The 25,737-nt window shown below is 60.2% G+C and carries 37 protein-coding genes and 2 pseudogenes; 35 read left to right on the plus strand and 4 right to left on the minus strand.

Annotated elements, in window-relative coordinates:
- Positions 1-95: 95 nt before the first annotated feature.
- The 3 genes and pseudogenes from PY308_RS07640 (at position 96) to PY308_RS07650 (ending at position 2,727) form a co-directional block, all read left to right on the plus strand.
- On the plus strand, positions 96-881 hold the full coding sequence (locus PY308_RS07640) for an XRE family transcriptional regulator (RefSeq protein ID WP_275789763.1): 786 nt from the start codon (positions 96-98) through the stop codon (positions 879-881).
- A gap of 957 nt (positions 882-1,838) precedes the next feature.
- Positions 1,839-2,339, plus strand: a pseudogene (locus PY308_RS07645) (phage terminase large subunit family protein); the annotation flags it as partial.
- Complete coding sequence (locus PY308_RS07650) at positions 2,296-2,727, plus strand: hypothetical protein (protein ID WP_275789764.1); 432 nt, start codon at positions 2,296-2,298, stop codon at positions 2,725-2,727. The pseudogene PY308_RS07645 and the gene PY308_RS07650, both read left to right, overlap by 44 nt.
- A gap of 215 nt (positions 2,728-2,942) precedes the next feature.
- Here PY308_RS07650 and PY308_RS07655 read toward each other — a convergent pair whose 3' ends face one another.
- Complete coding sequence (locus PY308_RS07655; protein WP_275789766.1) at positions 2,943-3,158, minus strand: hypothetical protein; 216 nt, start codon at positions 3,156-3,158, stop codon at positions 2,943-2,945.
- Between the two features lie 280 nt (positions 3,159-3,438).
- Between PY308_RS07655 and PY308_RS07660 the strand changes: the two genes are divergently transcribed.
- Together PY308_RS07660 and PY308_RS07665 are read left to right on the plus strand one after the other, a co-directional pair.
- A complete protein-coding gene (locus tag PY308_RS07660; RefSeq protein ID WP_275789767.1) occupies positions 3,439-3,864 on the plus strand; it encodes an HNH endonuclease in 426 nt (141 codons plus the stop codon).
- Positions 3,864-5,492 carry a terminase large subunit gene (locus PY308_RS07665; protein ID WP_275789770.1) on the plus strand — a complete coding sequence of 543 codons (1,629 nt, stop codon included), beginning with the start codon at positions 3,864-3,866 and terminating at the stop codon, positions 5,490-5,492. The genes PY308_RS07660 and PY308_RS07665 overlap by 1 nt, the downstream gene beginning before the upstream one ends.
- Position 5,493: 1 nt before the next feature.
- Here PY308_RS07665 and PY308_RS07670 read toward each other — a convergent pair whose 3' ends face one another.
- Positions 5,494-5,772, minus strand: a complete 279-nt coding sequence (locus PY308_RS07670; RefSeq protein ID WP_275789772.1) for a hypothetical protein — start codon at positions 5,770-5,772, stop codon at positions 5,494-5,496.
- A complete protein-coding gene (locus tag PY308_RS07675) occupies positions 5,765-6,049 on the minus strand; it encodes a hypothetical protein (RefSeq protein ID WP_275789774.1) in 285 nt (94 codons plus the stop codon). The genes PY308_RS07670 and PY308_RS07675 overlap by 8 nt, the downstream gene beginning before the upstream one ends.
- A gap of 156 nt (positions 6,050-6,205) precedes the next feature.
- On the opposite strand from PY308_RS07675, the gene PY308_RS07680 reads away from it, so the two are divergent.
- The 10 genes and pseudogenes from PY308_RS07680 to PY308_RS07725 all read left to right on the plus strand — a co-directional run.
- Positions 6,206-6,799 (plus strand): hypothetical protein, encoded by a 594-nt coding sequence (locus tag PY308_RS07680; protein ID WP_275789777.1) that lies wholly within the window; start codon positions 6,206-6,208, stop codon positions 6,797-6,799.
- A gap of 59 nt (positions 6,800-6,858) precedes the next feature.
- A complete protein-coding gene (locus PY308_RS07685) occupies positions 6,859-7,653 on the plus strand; it encodes a hypothetical protein (RefSeq protein ID WP_275789779.1) in 795 nt (264 codons plus the stop codon).
- Positions 7,654-7,855: 202 nt separating this feature from the next.
- The gene (locus PY308_RS07690; RefSeq protein WP_275789781.1) at positions 7,856-9,094 is read left to right on the plus strand and encodes a phage major capsid protein; all 1,239 of its coding nucleotides are present in this window, start codon (positions 7,856-7,858) and stop codon (positions 9,092-9,094) included.
- 3 nt (positions 9,095-9,097) lie between these two features.
- Positions 9,098-9,373: a head-tail connector protein gene (locus tag PY308_RS07695; RefSeq protein ID WP_275789782.1), complete on the plus strand. Its 276-nt coding sequence runs from the start codon at positions 9,098-9,100 to the stop codon at positions 9,371-9,373.
- A complete protein-coding gene (locus PY308_RS07700) occupies positions 9,370-9,906 on the plus strand; it encodes an HK97 family phage prohead protease (protein ID WP_275789784.1) in 537 nt (178 codons plus the stop codon). The genes PY308_RS07695 and PY308_RS07700 overlap by 4 nt, the downstream gene beginning before the upstream one ends.
- Positions 9,903-11,123 (plus strand): phage portal protein, encoded by a 1,221-nt coding sequence (locus tag PY308_RS07705; RefSeq protein WP_275789787.1) that lies wholly within the window; start codon positions 9,903-9,905, stop codon positions 11,121-11,123. The genes PY308_RS07700 and PY308_RS07705 overlap by 4 nt, the downstream gene beginning before the upstream one ends.
- On the plus strand, positions 11,107-11,439 hold the full coding sequence (locus PY308_RS07710; RefSeq protein ID WP_275789790.1) for a phage head closure protein: 333 nt from the start codon (positions 11,107-11,109) through the stop codon (positions 11,437-11,439). The genes PY308_RS07705 and PY308_RS07710 overlap by 17 nt, the downstream gene beginning before the upstream one ends.
- Positions 11,440-11,442: 3 nt before the next feature.
- The gene (locus PY308_RS07715; RefSeq protein WP_275789793.1) at positions 11,443-11,712 is read left to right on the plus strand and encodes a helix-turn-helix transcriptional regulator; all 270 of its coding nucleotides are present in this window, start codon (positions 11,443-11,445) and stop codon (positions 11,710-11,712) included.
- Positions 11,693-12,781 carry a tyrosine-type recombinase/integrase gene (locus PY308_RS07720; protein ID WP_275789796.1) on the plus strand — a complete coding sequence of 363 codons (1,089 nt, stop codon included), beginning with the start codon at positions 11,693-11,695 and terminating at the stop codon, positions 12,779-12,781. Before PY308_RS07715 ends, PY308_RS07720 begins: the two co-directional genes overlap by 20 nt.
- A gap of 23 nt (positions 12,782-12,804) precedes the next feature.
- Positions 12,805-12,939 (plus strand): annotated as a pseudogene (locus PY308_RS07725) (DNA-packaging protein); the annotation flags it as partial.
- 299 nt (positions 12,940-13,238) lie between these two features.
- On the opposite strand, the gene PY308_RS07730 reads toward PY308_RS07725, so the two are convergent.
- Entirely contained in the window at positions 13,239-13,391 is a 153-nt protein-coding gene (locus tag PY308_RS07730) for a hypothetical protein (RefSeq protein ID WP_275789800.1), read from the minus strand.
- Positions 13,392-13,550: 159 nt separating this feature from the next.
- Here PY308_RS07730 and PY308_RS07735 point away from each other — a divergent pair, with 159 nt between their 5' ends.
- From PY308_RS07735 to PY308_RS07830, 20 genes are all read left to right on the plus strand, one after another.
- Positions 13,551-14,174, plus strand: coding sequence for a hypothetical protein (locus PY308_RS07735; RefSeq protein WP_275789802.1), 624 nt, complete (start codon positions 13,551-13,553; stop codon positions 14,172-14,174).
- 90 nt (positions 14,175-14,264) lie between these two features.
- Positions 14,265-15,416 (plus strand): phage portal protein, encoded by a 1,152-nt coding sequence (locus tag PY308_RS07740; protein WP_275789805.1) that lies wholly within the window; start codon positions 14,265-14,267, stop codon positions 15,414-15,416.
- A 55-nt stretch (positions 15,417-15,471) separates the two neighbouring features.
- The gene (locus PY308_RS07745; RefSeq protein ID WP_275789808.1) at positions 15,472-15,732 is read left to right on the plus strand and encodes a CopG family ribbon-helix-helix protein; all 261 of its coding nucleotides are present in this window, start codon (positions 15,472-15,474) and stop codon (positions 15,730-15,732) included.
- The gene (locus PY308_RS07750) at positions 15,732-16,043 is read left to right on the plus strand and encodes a type II toxin-antitoxin system RelE/ParE family toxin (protein ID WP_275791054.1); all 312 of its coding nucleotides are present in this window, start codon (positions 15,732-15,734) and stop codon (positions 16,041-16,043) included. The genes PY308_RS07745 and PY308_RS07750 overlap by 1 nt, the downstream gene beginning before the upstream one ends.
- 226 nt (positions 16,044-16,269) lie before the next feature.
- Entirely contained in the window at positions 16,270-16,596 is a 327-nt protein-coding gene (locus PY308_RS07755; RefSeq protein ID WP_275789809.1) for a DUF6107 family protein, read from the plus strand.
- 102 nt (positions 16,597-16,698) lie between these two features.
- On the plus strand, positions 16,699-17,265 hold the full coding sequence (locus PY308_RS07760; RefSeq protein ID WP_275789812.1) for an HK97 family phage prohead protease: 567 nt from the start codon (positions 16,699-16,701) through the stop codon (positions 17,263-17,265).
- Positions 17,266-17,270: 5 nt separating this feature from the next.
- Positions 17,271-18,521: a phage major capsid protein gene (locus PY308_RS07765; protein ID WP_275789815.1), complete on the plus strand. Its 1,251-nt coding sequence runs from the start codon at positions 17,271-17,273 to the stop codon at positions 18,519-18,521.
- A gap of 138 nt (positions 18,522-18,659) precedes the next feature.
- Positions 18,660-19,229 (plus strand): head-tail connector protein, encoded by a 570-nt coding sequence (locus PY308_RS07770; protein ID WP_275789817.1) that lies wholly within the window; start codon positions 18,660-18,662, stop codon positions 19,227-19,229.
- Between the two features lies 1 nt (position 19,230).
- Positions 19,231-19,566 (plus strand): phage head closure protein, encoded by a 336-nt coding sequence (locus PY308_RS07775; RefSeq protein ID WP_275789819.1) that lies wholly within the window; start codon positions 19,231-19,233, stop codon positions 19,564-19,566.
- Positions 19,563-19,961 carry a DUF3168 domain-containing protein gene (locus PY308_RS07780; RefSeq protein ID WP_275789822.1) on the plus strand — a complete coding sequence of 133 codons (399 nt, stop codon included), beginning with the start codon at positions 19,563-19,565 and terminating at the stop codon, positions 19,959-19,961. The genes PY308_RS07775 and PY308_RS07780 overlap by 4 nt, the downstream gene beginning before the upstream one ends.
- Positions 19,962-20,031: 70 nt before the next feature.
- Complete coding sequence (locus PY308_RS07785; RefSeq protein ID WP_275789825.1) at positions 20,032-20,439, plus strand: phage major tail protein, TP901-1 family; 408 nt, start codon at positions 20,032-20,034, stop codon at positions 20,437-20,439.
- Positions 20,440-20,441: 2 nt separating this feature from the next.
- Positions 20,442-20,795 (plus strand): gene transfer agent family protein, encoded by a 354-nt coding sequence (locus tag PY308_RS07790; RefSeq protein WP_275789828.1) that lies wholly within the window; start codon positions 20,442-20,444, stop codon positions 20,793-20,795.
- A complete protein-coding gene (locus PY308_RS07795; protein WP_275789830.1) occupies positions 20,792-21,019 on the plus strand; it encodes a rcc01693 family protein in 228 nt (75 codons plus the stop codon). Before PY308_RS07790 ends, PY308_RS07795 begins: the two co-directional genes overlap by 4 nt.
- Positions 21,020-21,030: 11 nt before the next feature.
- Positions 21,031-21,612 carry a phage tail tape measure protein gene (locus PY308_RS07800; RefSeq protein WP_275789832.1) on the plus strand — a complete coding sequence of 194 codons (582 nt, stop codon included), beginning with the start codon at positions 21,031-21,033 and terminating at the stop codon, positions 21,610-21,612.
- A gap of 117 nt (positions 21,613-21,729) precedes the next feature.
- A complete protein-coding gene (locus PY308_RS07805) occupies positions 21,730-22,548 on the plus strand; it encodes a TIGR04255 family protein (protein ID WP_275789835.1) in 819 nt (272 codons plus the stop codon).
- Positions 22,545-23,045, plus strand: coding sequence for a hypothetical protein (locus PY308_RS07810; RefSeq protein WP_275789838.1), 501 nt, complete (start codon positions 22,545-22,547; stop codon positions 23,043-23,045). Before PY308_RS07805 ends, PY308_RS07810 begins: the two co-directional genes overlap by 4 nt.
- The gene (locus tag PY308_RS07815; protein WP_275789840.1) at positions 23,014-23,451 is read left to right on the plus strand and encodes a hypothetical protein; all 438 of its coding nucleotides are present in this window, start codon (positions 23,014-23,016) and stop codon (positions 23,449-23,451) included. Before PY308_RS07810 ends, PY308_RS07815 begins: the two co-directional genes overlap by 32 nt.
- A gap of 307 nt (positions 23,452-23,758) precedes the next feature.
- Positions 23,759-24,400, plus strand: coding sequence for a TIGR02217 family protein (locus PY308_RS07820; protein ID WP_275789843.1), 642 nt, complete (start codon positions 23,759-23,761; stop codon positions 24,398-24,400).
- Positions 24,397-25,287 (plus strand): phage/gene transfer agent baseplate hub protein, encoded by an 891-nt coding sequence (locus PY308_RS07825; protein WP_275789845.1) that lies wholly within the window; start codon positions 24,397-24,399, stop codon positions 25,285-25,287. Before PY308_RS07820 ends, PY308_RS07825 begins: the two co-directional genes overlap by 4 nt.
- Positions 25,262-25,732, plus strand: coding sequence for an NlpC/P60 family protein (locus tag PY308_RS07830; RefSeq protein WP_275789848.1), 471 nt, complete (start codon positions 25,262-25,264; stop codon positions 25,730-25,732). The genes PY308_RS07825 and PY308_RS07830 overlap by 26 nt, the downstream gene beginning before the upstream one ends.
- Positions 25,733-25,737: the final 5 nt, after the last annotated feature.

A 25,737-nucleotide genomic window follows, 5' to 3' on the forward strand; every position in this document is an offset into this window, starting at 1 on the left:
GTTGGTGAAGGACATTCGCCGTCAGCCGAAGCAGGCGGCTAACAAGGGATAACAGAGAAACGCTGTTTATAAAACAGTATTTTTCTGTTTTTGGTATGGGCAGAAAATCAGTAGCGAAAACGCCGTTTGCTCAAAGGCTTACTCAGCTGCGAGAAACGTTAGGATACGAGAGCCGCAGCGCTTTTGCGCTCGAACTAGGTTTCCACCCTGAGACCTTGGGGGGCTATGAGCGAGGCGATTCGATGCCGGACCTCGATTTTTTGGCCGATTATTCGCAGAGATTTTCTGTTAATCTTCATTGGCTGATTTCCGGCAAGGGGGAAATGTTCCAGGGGCCGCTAAAGCCAAGAGGAGGGACAGATCGGCTCGGTGAAACGAAACAGATCAAGAAGCGAGCGCTCGAAGAAATGCCTGCATCTCGCAGTGCATCAAGTCTGGTAATCGACTGGGCACCGAACGATTTTGTGCGGTTGCCGCAATATGATGTGAAGGCATCTGCGGGGACAGGATTGGTCGCGATCAATCAAATGCCCGTTAGTGAAGTAGCGTTCGAGCGGGCTTTTCTGCGCAGTTTGGGGGGAGCGCCGGACCATTGTTTTTTGATGTGGTCCAGCGGCCCGAGTATGTTGCCAACCATACATGATGATTCGCTTATGATCGTCGATGCTAGTCAGACTGCGGTCGATGACGGACGGATCTACGTTTTCAGCGTAGGCAATGCGGTGTTGGTAAAACGCGCCCGCTGGCGGATGGACGGAAAACTGGAACTTACATCCGATAACAAAGAGATGCATTTTCCAGTTGAGATTTTCGATGCGGACCGTGTTGAAGATCTGGTTGTAGTAGGCAGGGTGATTTTCGTAGGCCACAGGCCAATTTGACGGGGAAAATTTATGCGACCTTTTTTCGTTTTGTCGCTTGTGGCAAGCCTCGTTGTGCCTGCCGGGGCACATGCTCAGACTGTAGAAGAAACCGTCGCATTCATCGTGCTTGGTCTGGAAGACAACTCGAATAAGATGACGAAGCATGGGACAGCCAAGATCATACAGCGATCTAGTTCACCGGCGATCTACGACTTTGTCGGAGCCCCCCTCAAAGGTGGAATTGAGCGTGTCACGGTAAGGTCGATAAAAAAATGCACCATCGGAGTGACCATCGTTGGCGATCCCGAGGAGCCAGTCGAGATAGTTTACGACTTTGATAAATTCATAGACCTAGACTTGTCGCTAGGACTTCCAATTTTGACCTTTACCCCATCTTGCGGGGTCTCTCGGGATAACCTGTGCTCCGCCAAAGCGCCGTTGGAAGTCACGATGCCGGTTGACCGCTTGCTTAGAGCCCTCAGCTACCTTCGTTCGAATTTTTGCGCTGGCAATGCTTTCTAGGAATAAGCCGCTTTTTTCGGTTCGGACCTTGGGAGTGTCGGGAAGGCGCATGTACGGTAGGAAACTAATTAAATTTCAATCCTGTAGCTAAGGTCCGAAATCTTCGTTGAAGGTCCGAACAAATTTCGGACCTCAATTTCACCCGCATACCGGCTCGCAATTTATATCACTCTGATCTGTCGCGCCCAAAACATGCATTTCGTGCAAAATGCCTTCGTTTTGCTCATAGTTTTCAGAAACATGAAAGAATGCGTTCTCGTCAGCGCGATTGACAGAACAATGCGAGAAGAATGCGTGAATCTGTCCAGAAGGTTGCGCGATATTCTCGCACTTTCGCCACCCAATTTGCATTCCCCCCGCCGCCCCATCGTTAGAGGCTGCAGCCGTTTCCCTTTGATTCACAGGGACTTGCGGGCTGGTCAATCAGATAGGTCCGTGTCCAAAAGGTATCACCCCCCTACACTCGGGCGCCAGGAGCTCGACGGCGAGATGATCGAGGATCGCGAGGACGCGCTCTGGTCGCGCGCGGCGATCGAGAGCCTCAAGCTGCGCGAGACGGGGCCGCTCGGGCGCATCGTCGTGGCGGTCGATCCGCCTTCGGGCGCAGGACGAGGCTCCTGTTGCGGCATCATCGTCGCCGGGCTCGACCGGGCGGGGCGGGGGGTGGTTCTCGCGGACTGTTCGGTTGAGGGCGCAAGCCCGGCCGGATGGGCGGCTGCCGTGGTGCGCGCCTATCGCCGGTTCGATGCGGACCGGATCGTGGCCGAGGTCAACCAGGGCGGCGACATGGTGCAGGCGGTGCTGAGGGGGATCGACGCGCAACTGCCGGTGACCTCGGTTCGGGCGTCCCGCGGAAAATGGCTGCGGGCAGAGCCGGTGGCCGCGCTTTACGAGCAGGGGCGTGTGGTGCATGCCGGATCATTTCCGGCTCTGGAAGACCAGATGTGCGAATTTAGACGATTGCCGTAAAGGCAATGAAAAACAAAAGGTTGCGCTTTACAAAGAAGGCGCACAAAACCGTGAACACTGCAAGAACAAACGGTCTAACTGTAAAACCAAAATCAGCGTTGAGCTGACCAATGTCCAAAAGAAAACCGCCGCTCCGATTGCAGTCGGAAACGGCGGTTCTTTGTCTTCGGAACAGGAAAACTTCACTCCGAATTCCTATCCGAATACGTGCGCAGATGCAATCAATTTGGCGGCGCATTGGCTTCACGAACATCGCACCGAAATCAAAGGGCCGGTTATTCCGGCGCTTAGGGATCGGTTCGGGCTGAAGAACCTTGATGCGATTGAGGCCACCAAGCGCGCTCACTCCCTTGCGTATGGGGGTGCGGTATGAGCGACCCCCTACAGGTTTCCTCCGCATTGCTTCGCACGCCGTTGATGCGCAAAGGGCCGCTCGATCCTGCCATTGTCGATGCCTATATGACGGGGGCTATTCCGACCATCGGCGCGAGCCGTGGGCCGATGGTTTCCAACGTCTTTAATCGCTACTCTCGCCGCCTCACGAGCTTGGTTGGCAGGAAGTGGCAGCGCTCTCCAGACCGGGCCGCATCAGTCGCACGTAAGCGTAAGCTGGGCGGCTCCAGCGGAATGCCCGACACTATCCGCCACCATTACACGGAAGGGGAGCGGGCTGCGCTCGTTGTCATCGCTGGTGAGGTGAAACACCATGGCATATGTGACCTTCCCCTTGATCGCATAGCCGCCGTCGCAGGCGTGAGCCGCACTACGGTGCAGAACGCTATCCGACAGGCACGGCTCCGCCATCACCTTTCGGTAGAACCTCGCCCTCGCAAGGGGCAAAAGAACCTGACCAACATTCTGCGCGTCGTGTCGCGTGAGTGGGTCTCTTGGTTGAAGCGCGGGCCATCGCTGGCGAGAGAGATAGGGTTCAATTTAGTCCACCCCACGAAGACCACAGATAAAAAACATACGGAGAAAGGGAGCAAGAGCCGACAGGCTGGCATGCGTGGCAGCGTCAGAAGGGGCTTAGGAGAGGGAGCGGATGGCAAGGGCAGCGGACCCATGCCCCATGGAGGGCGTGGCAATGGCTGATTGGCCCTACGGTACGAGTGCATGGCAGAAGCTCCGGCTTGCGAAGCTGGCGAGCAAACCTGTTTGCGAACCATGCGAGGCGCGGGGCGATGTGACAGTGGCGAATACGGTGGATCACATGATGCCGATTACCAGCGGCGGCGATCCATTCCCGCCCCTCGATGGCCTGATGTCGATGTGCGAGCGTTGCCACAATGAGAAGACGGCAGCGAACGACCGGACGCACAAGAAACCGTTCGCGAGGAAGATCAAAGGCATCGATGCAGCGGGAAATCCGGTCGATCAGTCTGATGGTTGGCATAGGGGGGGCGGGTCAAATCACGAAAACGGCTCTTCGCCCGGACCGACGTTGGAGAGCGGAATATACTTAGTTTCAGACACAAAGCATAACGATAACAACGATTTGGGGTTTTCATAATGGCAACACGGGGCATAGGCGCGAAGGCACTTTCGGAACGCGGCAAGATCGACGTTCGCCCCGTCATGCCCTGGGAAGAGCCCGGCCTGTCGCGAGCAGGCCGCGTGATCGCCTTTCTTGAGGACTTGCCGATAACGGCTGGCAAGCTTGCCGGAACCGTCATGAAAATCCGGCCGTGGCAGCGCGAATTCATTGAGGCGGTCTATGCCGAAGACGACGAGGGGCGGCGACCGGTCCGCACGGCGGTTCTTTCTATGGCCCGAAAGAATGGCAAGACCCAGCTCGCGGCCGGGATCGCGCTGGCGCACCTGTGCGGGCCGGAAGCCGAGCCGCGTGGCGAGGTATACTCGGCCGCCCTGACGCGCGATCAGGCGGCGAAGCTCTTTCAGGAAATGTGCGCCATCCTCGCGGCGCACCCGGAGCTTGACGACCGCTGCAACATCATCCGCTTCAACAAGCAAATCGAAGTCCTGACCGGCGACGGACAAGGCTCGATCTACGCCGCGCTGTCGGCCGACGCTGGCTCGAAAATGGGCCTGTCGCCTTCCTTTGTCGTCTATGATGAGCTGGGCTCCGCTCCGAACCGTGACCTATTCGACGCGCTCGACACCGCGACCGGCGCTCGCGACAATCCGCTGATGATGTGCATTTCGACGCAAGCCGCCGCCGACCATCACGTATTTTCGGAGCTGATCGACTATGGCGAGCGTGTCAATTCCGGCGATATCGATGATCTGAGCTTTCACCTGACCCTCTATGCCGCACCGCAGGATGCCGACCCATGGAGCCGCGAGGCATGGATTGCGGCCAATCCCGCGCTTGCGGATTTTCGGTCGCTGGACGACGTGCAGCGGCAGGCAGGGCAGGCGCGGCTTGTGCCGTCCAAGGAAAGCGCCTTCCGCAACCTGATCCTCAATCAGCGCGTCTCCGCTGTCTCCCGTTTCATCCATAAGGCCGAATGGGACCGGTGCAAGGCCGCTCCCGATCTCGCCTACCTGGCTGGCCGCGAATGTTATGGCGGGCTAGACCTCTCCGGCTCCCGCGACCTGACAGCCCTTGTCCTGGCATTTCCCGGCGAAGGGCGCAGCTTCGATATCGTCTGCCAGTTCTTCATGCCGGAGGCGAGCATTGCCGAACGGTCCAACGAAGATCGCGTGCCCTACGATCTGTGGGCGAAGCAAGGCTTCATCACGCTTATCCCCGGTTCCACCATCGATCCCAGCTTCGTTGCCATGAATGTTTTCAACGCGACGCAGACCTATGACGTGCGAACCATCGCTTACGACCGCTGGCGCATCGAGGACTTGAAGCGGGAGCTGGGCCTGTTCGGCGGCAATGTGCCGCTGGAGCCTTTCGGGCAAGGGTTTAAGGATATGTCGCCTGCCGTCGATATGCTGGAGCGTAGCGTTGCTGAAAAGCTGATCCGGCACGGTGGAAATCCGGTTCTCAATATGTGCGCCGCGAACGCGGTCATAACGCGCGATCCGGCCGGCAGCCGGAAGATGGACAAGAGCAAGGCCTCGGGCCGCATCGATGGCCTTGTGGCGCTGGCGATGGCCTTGCAGGTTTCCGGCCGTCACGAACCGGATGCGATGCCGTCGTGTCTATTAGAAATGCTGGAGGACTGACTTAATCACCAAGGGACTGTCCAGCGTGTTTGAAAAATGTTTCGACCGTCCATCGAAATTCCGCCTGCACCGGATGAGCTTCCTTTTCAACCGGACCTTGGTCAGCACGGCCACTCACTCGTTCGAACAACCCCGCAATGTACTTCTGGGGGTCGGGTTGCGTTCGCGCCAAATCGCGGACGATCTCCATCAGAATGTAAGATTGGGCGATGTTCTGTCCCTGAGCTTGGCCGAGGGCTTTGGTCAGCTTATTTATCGTTGTGATAATATCGTCATCCATCCGAGGCTTCCTTTCCCTCAAGCCAGGCCGTGACAATGAAGTTGATAGCCTCATCAACAGGCATTGCTCCGAACTGCTTTTCGATACGCGCGATAGTCTCCTTCTGAACGTTCAGCATGACGGAACGTTCGGTCAGCTTTTCTCTCGGCTTAATGTGGTCATTAGCTTTCGCCCATTGGGCAAAAACATAGCGAACAGCTTCCGGTCGAGTAATCCCCACCTCGCTTGCAACGTCATCCAATACCTGAAGTAATTCGGGTTGCAGGCGAACCTGCACCTGAATGCCTTTTCCGGTAGCGGGTGGCCCGCGCTTTTTCCTTGGTACCACAGTTTGACTTGTCATAAAAACAGTGGTACCACGAAAAACGACGGAAGGGAAGTTGGCGCTTCTCCTTCCGTCTAACCGAAACGACGATCACAGGAGGATCATCGAATGGCTGAACTCGCCCATATCACTAGACGGGGAATACTGAAAGGCATTGCGACCAGCAGCGTGGTTGCCGTCCCTTCCGTCGCGGCTGCTTCTTCCGAGTTAGCGCATGAGCCAGAACATCCTTGGGAAACAGCTCGCCGTCTCGCGCACGAATTGTCAGATGTGCTGCGGGCTACGGATGATGGCCGTTGGTTTGCGACAATCTACCCTGCTGACCAGCATGAATATCCAATCATGTTCGGTGACATAAAGTCACAAGAGGATGCACGTAACTATGTCGATACACGACTTTCGGCTCTGATCGGGGCTCATCGCGAGGCGGTAGAAATTTTCTCTTCTGCATGCGATGCGACAGACCGCATAGCCATAGGTCGCGAGCCTTCCAAAGCGGCGTGGCGCAGGTATACGAAAGCGTCCCGCGATGAGGAAAAATCGTTTCTTGCTGTATGCGAATTTCGCCCAATGAACGACGCAACGCGGTCGGTGAAGGCCAAGTACCTTCAGGAATTCACCCGTCATACACAGTTGAACGAGGTGCAGGTCGCTGCGTTGTTGAGCTCCATGCTAAGCCGAATAACCTCCCTCATGAGGTAATGTCTTGACGGGCATAACCTCATTATGTAGGTTATGCCCGTATCATTCGGGATCGACCTATGACCACGGCCGCAAAAATGTTCGAAAAACTTTCGGTGAGCATCAACCGCTCTTTCTCCAATGTCGAAGCCTACGGCCTCGCCCTGAGCAAGTATGGCTGGTGGTCTCCCGGTAAGCGCGGTCGCGGGGCGATGCCGCGTTCCGTCATGGACGGCGGCAAATTGCTTCTCGCCATCCTGGCAACAGGTCCGAGCGAGTTGACCAGCCGCGAACAGGGCGTCGAAAGCTTCTTCCTCGACTATGCCAATCTTCGCGTTGCCCCAAACATGCTGAATGAGCCGTGGGTGCGTTGCGTCATGGGCGAGCTGGGGCTGGGTAATGATGCCGGTTTCCTCGATTTCATCGCGGCGTTTCTCGCCCGTTACATCGATGGCACGGCGGATCGCATCATCTTTTTCAGTCCCGATCCTCCCGGCTTCCATGGCGATGACGATGTTTACGAAGGCCCGAATATTGAAATCCGCATCAAAGGGCCGAACCCGGCCGGTGGCATCCGCTTCATGCTTTCGCACGCCGTTCTCAACAAGCTCGAAGCCGATGGCGTCGATACCGAACCGTTGATGGGCACCAAGGAAATCCCCTTTGCCCACTATTTCTTCGCGCATCTGGCCGAAGCCAAAAAGAAAGGCGACACGTTGGAAATCGAGGGCTTCGCCGGAGCGATCCGCGTCGTCGCAGAGAACAATGCTCGCGGGATCGGTTTCGAACGCTTCTTCGGTGCCTTGCAGTTCGAAGCGATTGCATCGGCCTTCCGCGAGGCTTCCGACAATTTGGAGGCTCCGACCGAACACTAGCCAATTCCCTGCGCCATCAAGCAACGGCCTCGCCAGCGGGCCGGGACGAAAGTTGGAAAGTGCCTCTCTGGAGGCGCGGGGTGTCCAAGAAGGACCAGACAAGGGGCACATGCTGGCGATTTTCTTTTTGACCTATCCGATTTCTCTAACCGAACTACCGCTTGATTTCCTCCGGACGGCCATCAACCCAACGGAGTTACCCATGAAAAAGCTTATCGAACTGCGCGAAAAGCGTGCCGCCAAGGTGGCCGAAATGCGCAACCTCCATCAGAAAGACAAGATGGAGGACACGGAAGAACAGCGCTTCAAGGCGCTGGAAACCGAAGTCACCGACATTGACGGGCAGATTTCCCGCGAGGAACGTATGGCCTCCTTCGAGCGCGAAGAACAGCGCGGCGAAACTGTCAGCGGCGGGGAGTTTGACCGCGAGCTGCGCAACTATTCGCTGGCCTCCGCCATCAGCGGCGTGCTCGCCGGCCGTCTGACCGGCCGCGAGGCCGAAATCGATCAGGAATTGAAGCGTGGCCGCGAAAGCCGCTCTGGCGCTTCCGGCATCCACCTGGCTGTTCCTTCCGAAATCCTGCTTGGCGGTCGCGAGCAGCGCAACCAGACGGTCGGAACCGCGTCGGCAGGCGGCTATACGGTTGCGACCAACGTTGCCGCTGTAGCCGACCGCATGCGCCCCGCTCTCAAGGTCGAGAGCTTGGGCGCGACCGTCCTTCGTGGCCTGACCGGCTTCCTTGATCTGCCGAACCTTGCCTCGAGCGGCACGGCAAGCTGGGTGGCCGAAAATGGCAACGCAACTCGCTCTGCCGTCACCTTCGAAAAGGTGTCGATGGCGCCGAAGACGGTCACGGCGGAATACCGCCTGTCCCGCCGTCTCATGCTCCAGTCCAGCACCGCCATCGAAGATTTGCTCCGGCGCGATTTGGGTTTCCTGCTGGCGCAGGCGCTCGATGCAGCGGCGATTGCGGGCAGCGGGGTCGCGCCGGTCCCGCTGGGCATCCTGAACACGGCAGGCGTCACGAAGGTCACGACGGAAACGGCCTTCTCCGACACGACGGCAAACCTGATTGCCGAGCTGGAGCTTGATGACGTTACCGGCACTTCGGCGTTCTTGACCAATCCGACGGTTATGAAGATGGCGCGCAAGCTCAAGGACGGCGACGATCATGTGATGCCTTCTTCCGAGCTGTTCCACGGCCAGCGTGTCGAAGTGTCCAGTCAGGTTCCGAGCGATCTCGGAGTGGGCGACGACAAGTCGGCGCTGATCTATGGTCAGTGGGGCGAGCTTTACCTGGGGTATTGGAGCGCGGTTGATATCCTCATTAACCCGTACCATCCCGACGTTGCCTCGAACGGCGGCGCTCTCCTGCATGCCTTCCTCGATGCCGACGTGGCCGTGCGCCACCCGCAGGCATTCGCCTACGCGGAGATTTAAGCCATGGTCTCGCTCGCTGACGCAAAGGCGTATCTCCGCATCGACGCCGACGATGACGACGCGGTGGTTGAACGCCTCATTGCGGCGGCGAGCGACCATCTGAAATCCATCGGCGTGGATATGGAAGCCGCGCCGCTTCCTCCATCGGTCGAGCAGGCGCAGTACCTGCTCATCAGTCATTTTTATGAAAATCGTGAAGCAACCGGACCGACCACCAACGCCGCTATCGACTTCGGCGTTGATCGTCTGATTGCCCCTCATCGGGAGCAAGGCATATGAGCAGCTTTGAAAAGCGCGGCTTCACCATTGAAGTTCGCGCGAAGGGCCGTCGTCTGGAAGGATATGCGGCCACATTCTCCAAGTCCGCCGATATCGGCGGGCGGTTCACCGAGACCATTGCGCCGGGGGCATTCTCCGGCTCGCTGCGTTCCAAGGCGGATGTGCTGGCGCTGGTCGATCATGACGCGGGCCGCGTCTTGGCCCGCACGCGCTCCGGCACCCTGCGCCTCTCCGAAGATAGCCGGGGTCTCGCCTTCGATCTGGACATTCCCGACACTGTGGCGGGCCGCGATGTGTTGGCGCTTGCCGAACGCGGCGACCTCGGTGGCATGTCTTTTGGCTTCACGGCAGTGGATGAAAAGCGCGACGGCAACCGCCGCGAGCTGCGGGCTGTCGAGTTGCACGAAATCAGCGTTGTGCTGGCTTGGCCCGCCTATGACGGCACGGTCATTCAGGCACGTTCCCTTCTCTTGCCGTCGCCGTTCCGTTGCTATGCGGATCGCGCGTTGCGCCTGCTGGAGCTTTCCAAATGAGCTTGATTAATCGCATCCTTGGCCGCGAGAAGCGCGCTGCCATCAAATCCGATGATCCCTACCTTGCTGAGTGGTTTGGCCTTCGCGGCGGTATCGGCGGCTACGTCGATCCCGGCCGGGCCACCGGCATTGCTGTGGGCCATGCCTGCATCGCCATCGTCAGCCAGAACCTCGCGGCCATGCCGCTGAACCTTTATCGTCGGAGCAATGATGGTGGTCGCGAGCGGGCGACGGATCACCCGCTTTACAGCGTTCTGCACGATATGGCCAATCCGAACATGACCGCCTTTGAATGCCGCGAGGTTTTGCTGGCGTCGGTCATGGTGAATGGAAACGCCTTCGCTCGTCTCGAATGGAACGGTCGGGGGCAGGTTTCGGCACTGTTCCCGCTCGATCCCGGTAATGTGGCCGTGGAGAAGCTGGACAGCGGGCGGCTCCGCTACCGGGTTTCCAACGCCGCCGGCGGCGTCCGCGTTTACCTGCAGGAAGAAATTCTGCATCTGCGTTACCGCCTCGCACGTGACGGCGTCATGGGCCTTTCGCCTATCCAGATGGCCCGCGAAACGTTCAACCTTGCTTTGACGCAGCAGGAGACGGCCGGAAAGCAGGCCGCAAAAAGCTTCCTGCCGGAGGGAGCTTTGGTTTTCCCGAACATCATCGGCAAGGATCAGCGCCAGACGGTGCTCGACAAGCTTGAAACCAAGGTCAATTCTGATCTCTCCACCCGGGGCGTTCTCGTCCTCGATGGCGGGACGGATTGGAAATCCTTCTCTTTCTCTTCGAAGGACGCGGAGTTTCTGGAAAGCCGCAAGCTGACCAATCTGGATATCTGCCGGATTTGGGGTGTGCCGCCGACCGTGGCGGGCATTACCGATAACGCGACCTATTCCAATAGCGATCAGGAAAGTCGCGCTCTTGTCGTTCGGTGCCTGGCTCCCATGGCGCGGCGCGTCGAGCAGGCCATGAATGCATCGCTCTTGACCGTCGAAAGCCGCAAGTCGCTCTTCGTCGAGCATGACCTGGCGGGCTTGCTGCGCGGCGATATGAAGGCCCGATACGACGCCTACAGCGTGGGCCGCAACGGCGGCTGGCTTTCGGTCAATGAAATTCGCGGCTGGGAAAACATGCCGAACATCGATGGCGGTGACGAGTACCTGTCGCCGCTCAACATGACTGAGGCCGGAGCAGGGGAGTTGCCGAATGACGACGGGCAGTGATCTTGATCGGCGTATCACGATAGAGCGCTACACAGAAGTTGACGACGGTCATGGCGGTGTCGATCTGATATGGGCAGAACTCGCCATCGTCGCGGCATCCCGACACGATGTTTCCGACAGCGAGCGTGTAGCCTACGGCGGCATCGTCTCCAATACCATTCGGCGCTTCGTAATTCGCGCGATAGGTCCGCAGTCCAGCGTCAGCGCCGTGGACCAGCTCCGCTACGACGACATGATTTGGAACATCCTCGGCGTGAAGGAAACGCGTGACGGTCGCAAGCGCTTCCTCGAAATCACAGCGAAGGCGGGGGGGTGATCGATGCCAGCTCGAAACCAATTACCGGCTCGCCCTTCATCCTATCTGTCCTGCGCCTCGCTGGCGCGTGAACTGGATATGTCGGAAACGACGGTTCACGAAATGGTGCGGCGGGGCGTGTTGCCGAAACCCGTCAAGCTTTCTCCCGGCTGTGTTCGCTGGTGCTGGGAAGATGTGCAGATGGCGCTTGCAAGCGGAGCCTCAATGAACACTTCGGGTGCCGCGAGCGACCCTTACATGGCTGGAGCGCACAATGCCACGTCAGCGCCATAAGGCGAAAGTCACTCTTCCGAAAGGCGTCCATCGCGTCGTTTCGCGCGGGCGGGAGTATTTCTATTTCCAGCTGGGCCGGGGAACCGACCATGCCGGAGAGCGCATCGCGTTGCCGAATGATCCTCACTCCCCGGAGTTCTGGACTGCAATCCGGCAGGCGCAGGGTAGCATCGGGGCCGTTCCAGTGGATACGCTGGGCGCAGTAGCGGACGAATACCTGCTGTTCCTCAAATCCGCAGGTACGATCACAAGCGGCACGTTTGAGCAGTATCAGCACTCGCTTCGTTTGGCTAAGACCGCATGGGGCAGTCTTTCTGCCAAGGGCCTCCGGCCTGTCCACGTTCAAGCCGTCATGGATCGCATGGCAGCGACACCTGGAGCGGCAAACAATTTTCTCAGCTCGATGCGGGCGTTTTCGACTTGGGCGCGGGTTCGCGACCACATTGAACACAGCCTGACCGAAGGCGTGAAGCCCTACGCCAAGGATCAGGGCCACAAGCCGTGGACGCCGGATCAGATCGAAGCTGCCTTGACGAAGCTGACGGGCGTCATCCGCCGTGGCGTCATCCTCTATATGTACACCGGCATGCGCGGCAGTGACGCCGTGCGACTGGGCTGGACCGACGTGGACGAAGGCGGCTTTGCCAAAACCACGCAGAAGAAAAAGCGCGATGTGTGGTGTCCGATTGTTCCTGAACTCGCGGCTGAAATGGCGACCTGGGAGAAGCGGCCGGGGCCGTTCCTCTGGCAAGAGGGCGGTCGCGCTGACGGGCACCGCTACACCCGGAAGCTCTTCTCCAAGCATTTCGCGGAAGAACGCGACAAGATCCCGGAGCTTGCTGGGGTGACGCTTCATGGGCTGCGTTGCACCGCGGTTATCCGTTTGCGTCGAGCGGGACTATCGACGGGCCAGATCGGCGATATCGTCGGCATGTCCCTCGCCACCATCGAACGCTACTGCCGGTTTGCTGATCGGAAGATCAGCGGGAAGGCTGCTTTACAGACACTCACGAGAACGAGTGAAGAACAGAACTGTAAAACAACGCAAAACAGTAAAACAAAAACATAGAAAAAACAGCAAGGTAAGGGCCAGAAGATGAAATGTGCGATTTCGGTCCGGACGGCCTGTCGTCCGCACGCTCGCCGGACCGGCTCGATGCGCTGGTTTGGGCGCTGACGGCGCTGATGCTGGATGGCGGCGGCGAGCCGCGGGTGCGGGGTGTATGATTTAAAGTAAGGGAGACGACTGTTTAAGGGATGCGTGCCGGAAACAGGGGCGGCGGTTCATTCCCCGCCTGTCGGGTGGGGAATGAAAGGCGGGCTTATTTGCTCGATGCGACCGGTTTGGGGGCCGTGGAGGCGCTTTCGCGCATCAGGCGCCATTCGGCTTCGAGGCGCTCGAACTGGGCCTGGGACATGTGTTGGGCTGGCATGCAATCCTCCTTCGAATTTTGGCTGCGCCTTTAACGGACGCGGCGCAGGATGGTTCCAACGGATTTGCGTGTGCAGTCTGAAACGGAAACCGATCAGGATTGCGTGGCAGGCGCGCTGGTTGGTTTTTCGGGCGCGGTCGCGGCCTGCTGGCGCATTTGCTGCCAGACGCTTTCGAAACGGTCGAGCACATGCTGCGGGACTGTCGGGCGATTGGCATCGGCTTTGATCTTGGTTTCTGCGGTCATGCGAAACTCCTCAAACATGGGGCAATGTCATATTGCCGTCATCAGATTTCACATCTTAAAGACGAAGTAAATCAGGGTGTTAAACGCTTTAAACGATTGAATTCGTTTAAATCGATTTAGAACTCAGCTTTTTTTTAGCATGGTGAACGGGAGTGCAGCATGATCTCGAACAGGGCCGTTTTTTTCAAAGCCGTGCGGATGTCGCTTTTCGACGGACGGTTGAAACAAGGTCAGGTGGAGGGCATGACGGCCATTCTCGACCGTTGGGACGCCGGGTGTGATGAGGCCGATCTGCGCCGGCTCGCCTACATGCTGGCGACGGCGCATCACGAGACCGGGCGGACCATGCAGCCGGTGCGCGAGACGTTTGCGGCAAGCGACGACCGCGCCATCGCCATTCTCGATACCGCCTATCGACGGGGTAGGTTACCTTCGGTCTCGATGCCCTACTGGCGGCGGGACGGGGATGGCAAAAGCTGGCTCGGTCGCGGGCTGGTGCAACTGACGCACAAGGTGAACTACGTGCGGATGAGCGAGGCGACCGGGATCGATCTCGTGGCTGCGCCCGAGCGGGCCATGGACCTGCCGGTCGCGGTGGATATTTTGTTCAAGGGCATGCACAGCGGCGCCTTTACCGGCAAGCGGCTGGCCGATTATTTCTCGCCCGTTCGGGAGGACTGGACCGGCGCGCGGCGGATCATCAACGGGCGCGACAAGGCGCAACTGGTGGCAAGCCATGGACGGCTGTACCTGGCGGGGCTGATTTTGGCCGCGACCGCATAGGGCGACGCCCGGCGGTGGTCTTTCCGGGCCGCGGCCTTCCGGACATTCCATTGCACCCCATTGCACCCCGAGGGTGCTTGCGAGGATATCATGAAGCATCTCTTTTCCCTGCCGTGGCGCCGCCCGGCGGTATCCGTCGGCTTGGCCGAAAGCAAGGCGGCGACGGGTTTCGTCGCGCTTGCCCAGGACGGGCGGGCGCACTGGACCGGGCGCTCCTATGCGGCGCTGGCGCGCGAGGGTTTCATGAAGAACCCTGTGGCCTACCGGGCCGTCCGGCTGATCTGCGAGGCGGCCGCCGCCGTGCCGCTGCTGCTCTACGAGGGAGATGAGGAACGGAGCGGCCATCCGGCGCTTGCGCTTCTGGCGCAGCCGAACGGGCGGATGGCCGGCGCCGATTTCCTGGAGGCGCTTTATGGACATCTTTTGTTATCCGGCAATGCCTATGTCGAGGCGGTCAGCCTGGGCGAGGAAGTGCGCGAACTGCATCTGCTGCGGCCTGACCGGGTGACCCTGAAGGAAGGGCGCGATGGCTGGCCGGAGGCGTACGACTACCGGGTGGGCAATCATGTCCGCCGGATCGCGGCTGACGACGGCAGGCTCCTGCATCTGAAGCTGTTTCATCCGCTCGACGACCATCTCGGATTTCCGCCGCTGGCGGCCGCGCAGATGGCGCTCGATCTCTCCAATGCGGCGGCGACCTGGAACAAGGCGCTGCTCGACAATTCCGCCCGGCCATCCGGGGCTTTGGTCTATCAGCCGAAGGAGGGTGGCAATCTTTCTGCCGACCAGTACGACAGGCTGAAAAGCGAGCTGGACGAGGGCTATTCCGGGCCGACGCGGGCGGGCCGGCCGCTGCTTTTGGAAGGCGGGCTGGACTGGAAGGCGATGGGACTTTCGCCGAAGGACATGGATTTCGTCGAGGCGAAGAACGGGGCGGCGCGCGACATCGCGCTCGCCTTCGGCGTGCCACCGATGCTGATCGGCATTCCCGGCGACAATACCTATGCAAATTACCAGGAGGCCAACCGGGCACTCTACCGGCTGACCGTTCTGCCGCTGATCGGGCGCACGGCCGCGGCCCTGTCCGGCTGGCTGTCCGGCCGTTTCGGCGAAGCGCTGCGGCTCGCTCCGGATCTCGACCAGGTGGCGGGACTTTCGGCCGAACGCAGCGAGGTCTGGGCGCGGCTGAAGGATGCGGCGTTTCTGACGGACGAGGAGAAGCGGCAGGCGGTGGGCTATTGAAGTGCTGGTCCATCGCTGATATTTTGTAATACGCCGTATTACAAAGGAGCGCATGATGAGCAAGCCAGTTCTGTCCGACCCGATCACGCTGCGTCTGCCCGTGGATGTTCTTGCCGCTATCGAAGCGATCGCGGCAACGTCGGAGCGGCCCCGCAGCTGGGTGATGGTTCGGGCGATGCGGTATTATCTGGCGACAGAGGGCAAGGATATCCTCGCGATTGAGCGTGCCCGCGAAGGGATGCGCCAGGGCAAGTCCCAGGACATGGGCCGATTGCTGGACGAGTTGGATACGCTGAACAAGGATGATGCGGCTTGATGAAGCTGCGGATCTATGACGAGGCGGCAGCCTATCTCAGGGCCGAACGCGCCTATCTTTCCCGCTTTGACAAGCGGGCGGCCTCGGCAATGGTCCAGCAGTTGCGGCAAGCGATGGAGATGTTGCGGCGATTTCCGCAGGCCGGTCAGGCGTTGGAAAGCGTCCCGGGCGTGCGACGGTTTACCGTTCCGCCTTATATTATCGACTATGAGGTCATGGACGGAACTCTCGGCGTGCTCGTCATCCGTCATGGCCGTCAACATGACCCGGATATTATTAGCGATGCGCATGGTGACTTCGAGGATATCTGATTGTTTTCAGATGCTTGGAACAAGCGTCGGATTCTTTTTGGCGGTTTGCTGAACCGACATCCGAAATCCCGGACTCAGTTTCTAAACACTTAGCTGGAACCGATTCAAAAGATTCACAAAGCTGCGCCGGTTGACGCAAACGTCAGGCCGCGTCTGACCTTGCGTCTGCCATCGGCAGTCGCGTGAGGCACTGACAATTCCGACAATAGCATCAGAGGCTTAACAAATGGCTGATTTCGGAAATGACCCGAGCCTTTGGGCAGCCAAGGGGATCGGCTCGGCGGCGGGGGCTGCCGTGTCGCTGGTGTACATGCTGCCCAAGGGACGTCGCGAGGCGGGGTCAAGGTTCTTTACCGGCCTGATCTGCGGCCTGATCTTCGGCGACCCGACGGGCCTCTGGATCGCCGCAAAGCTCGGCATCACCGCCAGCCTTTCCGGCACCGAAGTGATGCTGACCGGATCGGCGGCGGCCAGCCTGACGGCCTGGTGGGTGCTGGGCGCTGCTGCGCGTGTGGCCGAGCGCTACGGGCGCACCAAAGGCGGTAGCCAGTAGCCAAATTGGCGATAGGCAGGCGCGGTGGCTCACAGTGCTGCGATTGCCGACTATCGGCTATTGGCCACCGCCTCCTTCTTTTTCAAAATCTGGAGAGACCCCATGACGACCGACAGATTACCTGTCTGGCGAACGCAGAAGTTTGCCAGCCTGACGCTTTCCGGAGTGACGGGGCAGGGGCGGTTTTCCGGCTATGCCAGCGTCTTCGGCGAGGTCGATCTCGGCAAGGATGCGATCGAGCCGGGCGCCTTCTCGCAATCGCTTGCCAAGCGCGGCGCAGGCGGCGTGCGGATGCTGTTCCAGCACGATCCTGGAGAACCGCTTGGGGCCTGGAAGACCATTCGCGAGGATGCGCGCGGGCTGTACGTCGAGGGTCTGCTGTCGCCCGGCGTGGCTCGGGCGCAGGAGGTGCACCAGCTAATGAAGGCCGGTGCGCTGGACGGGCTTTCCATCGGCTTCCAGACTGTCAAGGCGAGGACTGACCGGAGCGGCGTGCGCCGGATTCTCGAAGCCGACCTCTGGGAAATCTCGATCGTCACCTTTCCGATGCTGCCATCGGCAAGGGTGTCGAACGTCAAGCATGCGCGGTTCTTCCGCGACAGGGAAACGGAACTCGTGCGCACCATGCGACGGGCGTCCCGGATGATGAAGCTCTCACTCAAAGGATGAAGCGAATGATGCAGACAGAAACCGTGGCACCAGAGATCAAGACGGCACCGGAGACGATGACGGCCGCTTTCGAGGATTTCATGGGGGCCTTCGAGGCCTTCAAGGAAACCAACGACCGGCGGCTGGGCGAACTGGAAAGCAAGCTGACATCGGATGTCGTGACGCGCGACAAGATGGACCGGATCAGCCGCACGATGGACGAGCAGAAGCGGGTTCTCGACCAACTGGCACTGAAGAAGGCGCGGCCGCCGCTGGGTCGCAGCGGCGAGACCAGCCTGGAGGCGAGCGAGCACAAGGCGGCGTTTGAAAGCTATATTCGCCGCGGCGACGAACAGGCGCTGCGCGATCTCGAAGCCAAGGCGCTGTCGATCGGCTCGGCCAGCGATGGCGGTTATCTCGTGCCGAACGAGACGGATACGGAAATCGGCCGGCGCCTCTCGGTGGTCTCGCCAATCCGGGCGATGGCGACGGTGCGGCAGGTTTCCGGCGCGGTGCTGAAGAAACCGTTCGCGCTGTCGGGCATGGCGACCGGCTGGGTAGCGGAGGCGGCGGCCCGGCCGCAGACGACGACGCCGCAGCTGGCGGAGCTGTCTTTTCCGACGATGGAACTCTACGCGATGCCGGCGGCAACGGCGGCGCTGCTTGACGATGCCGCCGTCGATATCGAGAACTGGATCGCGTCGGAGGTGGACATCGCCTTCGGTGAACAGGAAGGCACGGCCTTCGTTTCGGGCGATGGCACCAACAAGCCGAAGGGGTTTCTGAGCTACACCAATGTGGCCGAGGACAGCTGGAGCTGGGGCAATATCGGCTATATCGCCACCGGGGCCGCCGGCGCCTTCAAGGCGAGCGGGCCGTCCGACACGCTGATCGATGCGATTTATGCGCTGAAGGCAGGGCACCGGCAGAACGCCGCCTTCGTGATGAACCGCAAGACGCAGGCCGAAATCCGCAAGTTCAAGGATGCCGACGGCAACTATCTCTGGCGTCCGCCGGCGACCGCGGGTGCGCAGGCCTCGCTGATGGGCTTTCCGATCGCCGAGGCCGAGGACATGCCGGATATCGCGGCGGGCAGCCACGCGATCGCGTTCGGCAATTTTGCGGCGGGCTATCTTGTTGTCGACCGCACCGGGGTCAGGGTGTTGCGCGATCCCTATTCGGCCAAGCCCTATGTGCTGTTCTACACGACCAAGCGCGTCGGCGGGGGAGTGCAAAATTTCGAGGCTATCAAGCTGATCAAATTCGCGGCATCCTAGGCGCGTAAGGCGGCCCTTTCAAAAAGCGCCGCAATCCTTCGCGCCTGCGGCCCTTTCCCTGCCGCGTGGCGCGAGGACGGACGCGGCTCCCCTCCCGCCGCGTCCGTCCATCCCCGCCTCTCTCCCCCGGAGACATCCATGACCATCACCGAACTGACGCCGCCTCCCGGCGAGCCGCTGACGCTTGCCGAGACGAAAGCACATCTGCGCATCGACGGGACTGCCGAAGACGATCTGCTGACCGCGCTGATCGGCACCGTGCGCACCCATCTGGAACGGGAAACTGGCCTTTCGCTCCTGACGCGCAGTTTCCGGCTTTATCTCGATGACTGGCCCGCCTCACGGGTGATTCAAATCGCCAAAGGGCCGGTGCAAACAATTGAAAGCGTTAAGGTTTACGGCACCGACGGCATGCCTTCCGATATCGATGTTTCCGGTTTCGTGCTCGATGGCGAGGCCCGGCCGGCGCGGCTGGGGCTGCCGCAGCACCCGGCGCCGGGCCAGGCGATCAACGGCATCGAGATCGATTTTTCGGCAGGCTTCGGACCGACCGGCGCCGATGTGCCGGACACGCTGAAACGGGCGATGCTGCTGCACGCGGCCTTGCTCTACGAATTCCGCGGCGCGGTGACGCCCGGTCAACAGCCAGCGGCGGTGCCGGCCGGTTACGACCGGCTGATCGCGCCGTTTCGCCGGAGGGGCTTGTGAGATGGGCGGGCTTCCTCTCGACCCCGGGATGATGTCGGCGCGTCTCGACCTTGAAATGCGCGACGACGTAAGCGACGGGCAGGGCGGCATCGTGCCGGCCTTCGTTCCGGTGACCTCGGTCTGGGCGCGGATCGAACCGGTGACCTTGAAGCAGGAAGAGCGGGCCGGCGAGGAGGTTTTTTCGGTGACGCACCGGTTGTGGATACGGTTTCGCGAGGATTTGGCTGCCGGCATGCGGTTTCGCAAGGGCGGCCGGGTTTTCGCTTTGAAGGCGTTTCATGACCCCGACGAAACGCGGCGCTACATCGTTTGCGCCTGCGTGGAGGAAGGACCATGAATGCGGCGTCGGCCCTGCAGAAAGCCATCTTCGAACGGCTGACCGGCGACAGCGCATTGATCGCGCTGGTCGGGGCGGAGGGGGTTCACGATCATCTCAAGGTGGGATCGCACCGGCCCGGTATATCCTTCGCCAGCCTGGAAAGCCGGGACGCCTCGACGGCGAGCGAAGCGGGCGAAGAGCATTTTTTGACGCTCGAGGTTCGCACCGGAGAAGGCGGCAACCGGGCAGCACAGGACATTGCGGCGCGGGTCCGGTTTCTTCTCGACGATGCCGATCTGGCGCTGGACGCTTTTGTTCTCGTCAGCCTTTTCCACCGGCGCACACGCACAGGCCGCGATGCCAAGGCCAAGGGGCACGGGGCGGAGATGCTGTTCCGGGCGGTGACGGAATAGGCAGCCCTTCAGTCAGGGCAATCATTGGCGCTCCCCAGGGGGCGCTTTCATTTTCAGAAAGGATCGGGGCATGGTGGCGCAGAAGGGAAAGGATCTTCTTTTGAAGATCGACAATGGCGGCTCTTACGTGACGGTGGCGGGGCTGCGGTCCAAGCGGCTGGCGTTCAATGCCGAGACGGTTGATGCGACGGATGCGGAATCGGCCGGGCGCTGGCGCGAGCTGCTGGGCGGGGCCGGGGTGCAAAGGGCATCCGTTTCGGGTGCGGGGATCTTCAAGGACCAGGCATCGGACGCGCTGGTGCGGTCGGCCTTTTTCGGAGGAACGATCCTCAGCTGGCAGATCGTCATTCCGGATTTCGGGACGCTGACGGGGCCGTTCCAGCTAACGGCGCTCGAATATTCCGGGCAGCACAATGGCGAGGTTCTGTTCGAGACGGCGCTCGAATCCGCCGGCGCCCTGACATTCCAGGCGCTTTGACCATGGGCGAGCACAGGATGGCGACGGGCCGGGCCAACCGGCATCGCGGCGAGATCGAAGCCGTGATCGGCGGCGAGCGGCGGATTCTCTGCCTGACGCTCGGCAGTCTCGCCGAACTGGAGACTGCCTTTTCCGCCGACAATCTGGCAGACCTCGGCGCACGGTTTTCGCAAGGACGGCTGAAGGCGGCGGACATGATCCGCATCCTCAGCGCCGGCCTGCGCGGCGGCGGCAATCTCGTGGCCGACGAGGATGTCGCCGTGATGAGCGTCGAGGGTGGCATTGCCGGGCTGGCGCGGCTGACGGGGGAATTGCTCTCCGTCACCTTCGGCGGGGACGAACCACCAAACCCTTGAGAGCCGCAGCGGGCGGGCAGGAGCCGACCGCCTTTCCCTGGGCGTCGGTGCTCCATGCCGGGCTCTGCCTGCTGCGGCTTCCTGCACGAGACTTCTGGGCGATGACGCCGCGCGAAATGCAGGCGGCGCTGGGCGGGCTGCGGCCGGCTGCGGCCGCGCCGGAACGGGCGGGGCTTGCGGCGCTGATGGCGGCGTTCCCGGATCGCGCCATTTCCACGAACTGAAGGAGGCAGACATGGACTTCGACGAAAGCCAGTTTTCTGCGGCGGCTGACGATGCCGGGGCGCTGAAGGACGTGCTTGACGATCTGGAGCGGCGCTCCCGGTCCTTCGGTTCGGCGCTGACGGGGGCGCTTGCCTCGGCCACGCGCGGCGGCAAGGGTCTGGAGGACGTGCTGCGCAGCGCCGGCCTGCGGCTGACGGACATCGCGCTTTCGGCGGGGCTGAAACCCCTGGAGGGGTTGCTCGGATCGGCGATCTCGGGACTGGCCGGCAGCCTTGGCGGTGCGACGGGTTTCGCCAATGGCGGCGTGCCGGGCAGGGTGACGCCCTTTGCCGCCGGCGGCGTGGTTTCGATGCCTACCTATTTTCCGATGGGTGGCCAGGTGGGGCTGATGGGCGAGGCGGGATCGGAGGCGATCCTGCCCTTGAAACGCGGCTCGGACGGGGCGCTGGGTGTTGCGGCTTCGGGCGGCGGTCAGCCTGTGAACGTCGTGTTCAACGTGACGGCAAACGATGCGTCGAGTTTTCGCAAGTCGGAGGGGCAGATTGCCGCGATGTTGACGCGGACGGTGGGACGGGGGCGGCGGGGGGTGTGAGGGGAGTGCCTCACCCCGACATCATGGGATCACGCTGCGGAGTGATGATCAGAATGACGACATTGCAATGTTGGGAAAAGTGCCATATCGATTTAGCGAAATAATAATGGACCTAAAATGGCAACTTCGACGCGACCCAAGGACCTTCCTGACTATAAAAAGCCGCCTTTGAATGAGGTGGTTCTGGGGGTACAGTTCCCCCCTGTTGAAGGCTACCAGCACATTTTCGCTGGTGATGTCTGGCGGCTCTATAAGCACGCCTATCCTGTCGTTTCGGAAAATCCCCCGCTTCCACCCACGTTTGAAACGTTTGGTCCACCCGGCACCCAGCAGATATCGTTCAACATCGGAAACGGCACTCAACACAGTCGATACTGGTTTTTGACGACGGATAAGCATGAACTGATTCAATTCCAGAACGACCGGCTATTGCATAATTGGAGGAAGATTGGGCCAGCCGGAGAGTACCCGCGCTTTGAAGTGCTCCTAGCTAAATTCCAAACCGAGTTGATGCAACTATCGGATTATTTTCGTGCGCTGTCACCAACGGGTAAGAGCTTAGTATGCAACCAAGTTGAAGTGACATACACCAACCACGTCGCTGCTGGCGCCGGTTCGAATTTTGATCCTTCCAGCTCTTTACAAATATTTGATTTCAGAGACCAATCTCCGACAGATATGAACGCAGTATATCGAAAAATACTTACAAAACCAGATGGCTCACCTTACGCAAGGTTGATTTGTGAAGTTATTTCTGCAATCGACTATAAAGGTGACAGCATTGCGATTCTTCAATTTTCCGTTCGTGGTAGCCCTAGCGTCGGCACCCCTGGAAATGTGATGGAATTTATGCGCGAGGCTAGGATTACAATTGTAAACGAATTTACACATATAACATCAGCCGCCGCACATAAAACTTGGGAGAGAATTTCGTGATAGCCGCCGCATCGTTATCGACGTCACCCGAAGAAAAATTCTCGCAGATTAGCACCACCACCGATCTTGGTGGCGCTACGATCAAGCGTATCCCTGCGAAACGCGTTTTGAATATATCCAGCTTGCCTTGGCACGATCGATTCGTGGAACGCGTTGAAAAACTGATTCGCCTGCCGAGAGGTTGGAACGGTTACGGCGCGGGTCCAGTTTCGTTTCATTGTGCGAACTTCGCAATGTCTCTGATATCTTCCGCGTGTCCGCATGATACCCAAGAGCCTCAGGTCGTTCCTGGCGCCAACGGCGACCTGCAGATAGAGTGGCATTCGCTCGAATATGACATCGAAATTCATATCCGAGCTCCCTTCGATGTCTTGGCTACCAGATATGGCCCCAACGACCTTTGCGAAGAGACGGTTTTGTCCAATGAATTCACCGTTGTTGCCGAATGGCTGAACGAACTGGAGAATGCAGTTGCCGCTCGCGCCACCGCCGCTTGATGAAAACGGACATGTTAAGATTCACGATCATGACGAAATCTTGGGGCAGCACGGGGTTCTTAGGCGGATTTCGCCTTACCACCTAGTTGATGACGAAAAGGCCCCGGAAGGTCGTCGGGTCTCTTCCGCGGCCTTCCAGGCGTCTAGCGGTGAAAATGGCGGGATGTCTGTCGACCTAGAAAACTCGATAATTGAAAGCGGTCAAAATCCTCAAGTTTACGTGCTTCAACCGCCATTTATTGGGGCGGTCAGATTTACCGCGGCTTTTTTAAGAGGGATCGGTTTTTCTGTGGGCTATGATCCAGTGCCCACCAACCCCCACCACGGCGAAGTTTGGGGGGCGTTCACGGGTTCACAAAAAAAGCAGCTGGTTGCCAACGCAGCTATCTATGTGGTTCCTCGCTAGCTTTATTAATCAGTTGATATGTGAGTGGTAACCGAACCAGGAACATACTCCACAGCTTCCGTATCAGCCCGGATTCTAGTGACTTGATGGTGCGCTGAACCGCATCCGGACAGATCGTCAACGGATACTGGTTACCGGGAAATTTCACCTGCAGAAAGCGGTTGTTTCGCTCTACACGTCTTGGCGCGAACAAGAACATCAGCGCTCCCCCGAAAAGGTGCCCGATAGGGCAGATGAGGGTACCACTGCCGATCGCGCAGCAATCCCTGAGCACTCACCACCCCCACATACACACAGAGAAAACACCATGCCGACAGGATTTCATGACGTCCGGTTTCCGCTGCGGCTTGCGCTGGGCACGAGCGGGGGGCCGGTGAGGCGGACGGATATTGTCGGCCTTTCGAACGGGCGGGAGAACCGCAACCGGCGCTGGCGGGATGCGCGGCGGCAGTATGATGCGGGGTCGGGGATCAAGTCGGTCGCTGATCTCTATGCGGTCGTCGCGTTTTTCGAGGCGCGGGCGGGGCAGGTCTATGGGTTTCGTTTTCGCGATCCGCTGGATTGCCGGTCCTGCCCGCCTGGGGAAAGTGTCACGGCGAGCGATCAGTTGATCGGCACAGGCGACGGTGCCAAGGCGACGTTTCAGCTGATCAAGACCTATGGCGATGCGGGCGGCGCGACCATTCGCGAGATCGTGAAGCCGGTGGCGGGAACAGTCGTCGTGTCGGTGGGCGGTGTGGCGGCGGCGCCCGCGGATTTTGCGGTCGATGCAATGACCGGCACGGTGACCTTCCTGCCTGCGAAAATTCCGGCCAGCGGGGCGGCGGTCAGGGCGGGCTACGAATTCGACGTTCCCGTGCGGTTCGATACCGACCGGATCGATGTCGATCTGGTGCAGTTCGAGGCGGGGCGCATTCCCTCGATTCCTTTGGTGGAGATAAAGCCATGAAGACGCTTCCGGCGGCGCTTGCGGAGCATCTCGCCGGCGATGCGACGAGCATCTGCCAATGCTGGCGGGTGACGCGGCGCGATGGCGTCGTGCTTGGGTTCACCGAGCATGATCATGACCTGTCTTTTGGCGGCACCGATTTTCTAGCGGAAAGCGGGTTTCAAGCCTCGGACAGCGAGGCGGGGAGCGGGTTGTCGGTCGAGGCCGGCGACGTTACCGGCGGTTTTTCGAGCGAGACGATCGGCGAGGCCGATATGCTGGCCGGGCTGTATGACGGCGCACGCGTCGAGGTGTTTCAGGTGAACTGGCAGGCGCCGGAGGAGCATGTGCTGCTGCGTGTCCAGGAAATTGGCGACGTCGTGCGGGCCGGCGGGGCTTTTCGCGCGGAATTGCGGCGGATGACGCACAGGCTGGAGCAGGTCCAGGGCCGGATTTACGGGCGGCGGTGTGACGCGATGCTGGGCGACGGGCGATGCGGGGTCGATCTCGAAAATCCGGCACTGCATGCCGAAGGCGTGGTGACGGAGGTGCTTGGGGAGACGCTGATCCGCGTTTCGGGTCTCGGTGCGGCTGTGTCCGGGTTCTTTCGCTACGGCGCGCTGCGGTTTACCGACGGCGCGAATGCGGGACAGGCTTGCGATATCGAAGATCACCGGCAGGACGGTGCGGCGGTGACGCTGTCGCTCTGGCTGCCGCCGCCTTTGCCGCTGGCTGCCGGCGACGCGTTCATGGTGACTGCCGGATGCGACAAGCGGTTTGCCACCTGCGGTGAGAAATTCGCCAATGTCCTGAATTTTCAAGGGTTTCCGCATATGCCGGGGACGGATTTCGCCTATGGCTATGCGGATGGGGAGACAGTGCATGACGGGCGGCCGCTTTATGTGTGAGGGCGGAGGGTCTGCTTTCGCCGGCCGGGTCGTGGCTCAGGCGCGGACATGGATCGGGACGCCGTATCGGCATCAGGCGAGCCTGAAGGCCGTCGGATGCGATTGCCTGGGGCTGGTGCGGGGTGTCTGGCGGGATGTCTATGGCGAAGAGCCGGAGCAGCCGCCGGCTTACCAGCCCGACTGGGCCGAGCGCAGCGGCGACGACCGGATGCGGGACGCAGCGCTGCGGCATTTCGGGGCGGCAATCGATCCGGCGGCGATGCAGCCGGGCGATGTAATCCTGTTTCGGTGGCGGCCGGGCCTGCCGGCCAAGCATGCCGGTATTCTGAGTGCGCCCGAGCGGTTCATCCACGCCTATGAGCAGGCGTCTGTGATTGAATCGGCGCTGGTGCCGTCCTGGCGGCGGCGGATCGCCGGTGTTTTCCGTTTTCCCGAAAAGGTCTGACGCGC

This window comes from Pararhizobium gei (assembly GCF_029223885.1).
GTDB classification, from domain to species: Bacteria; Pseudomonadota; Alphaproteobacteria; order Rhizobiales; family Rhizobiaceae; genus Pararhizobium; species Pararhizobium gei.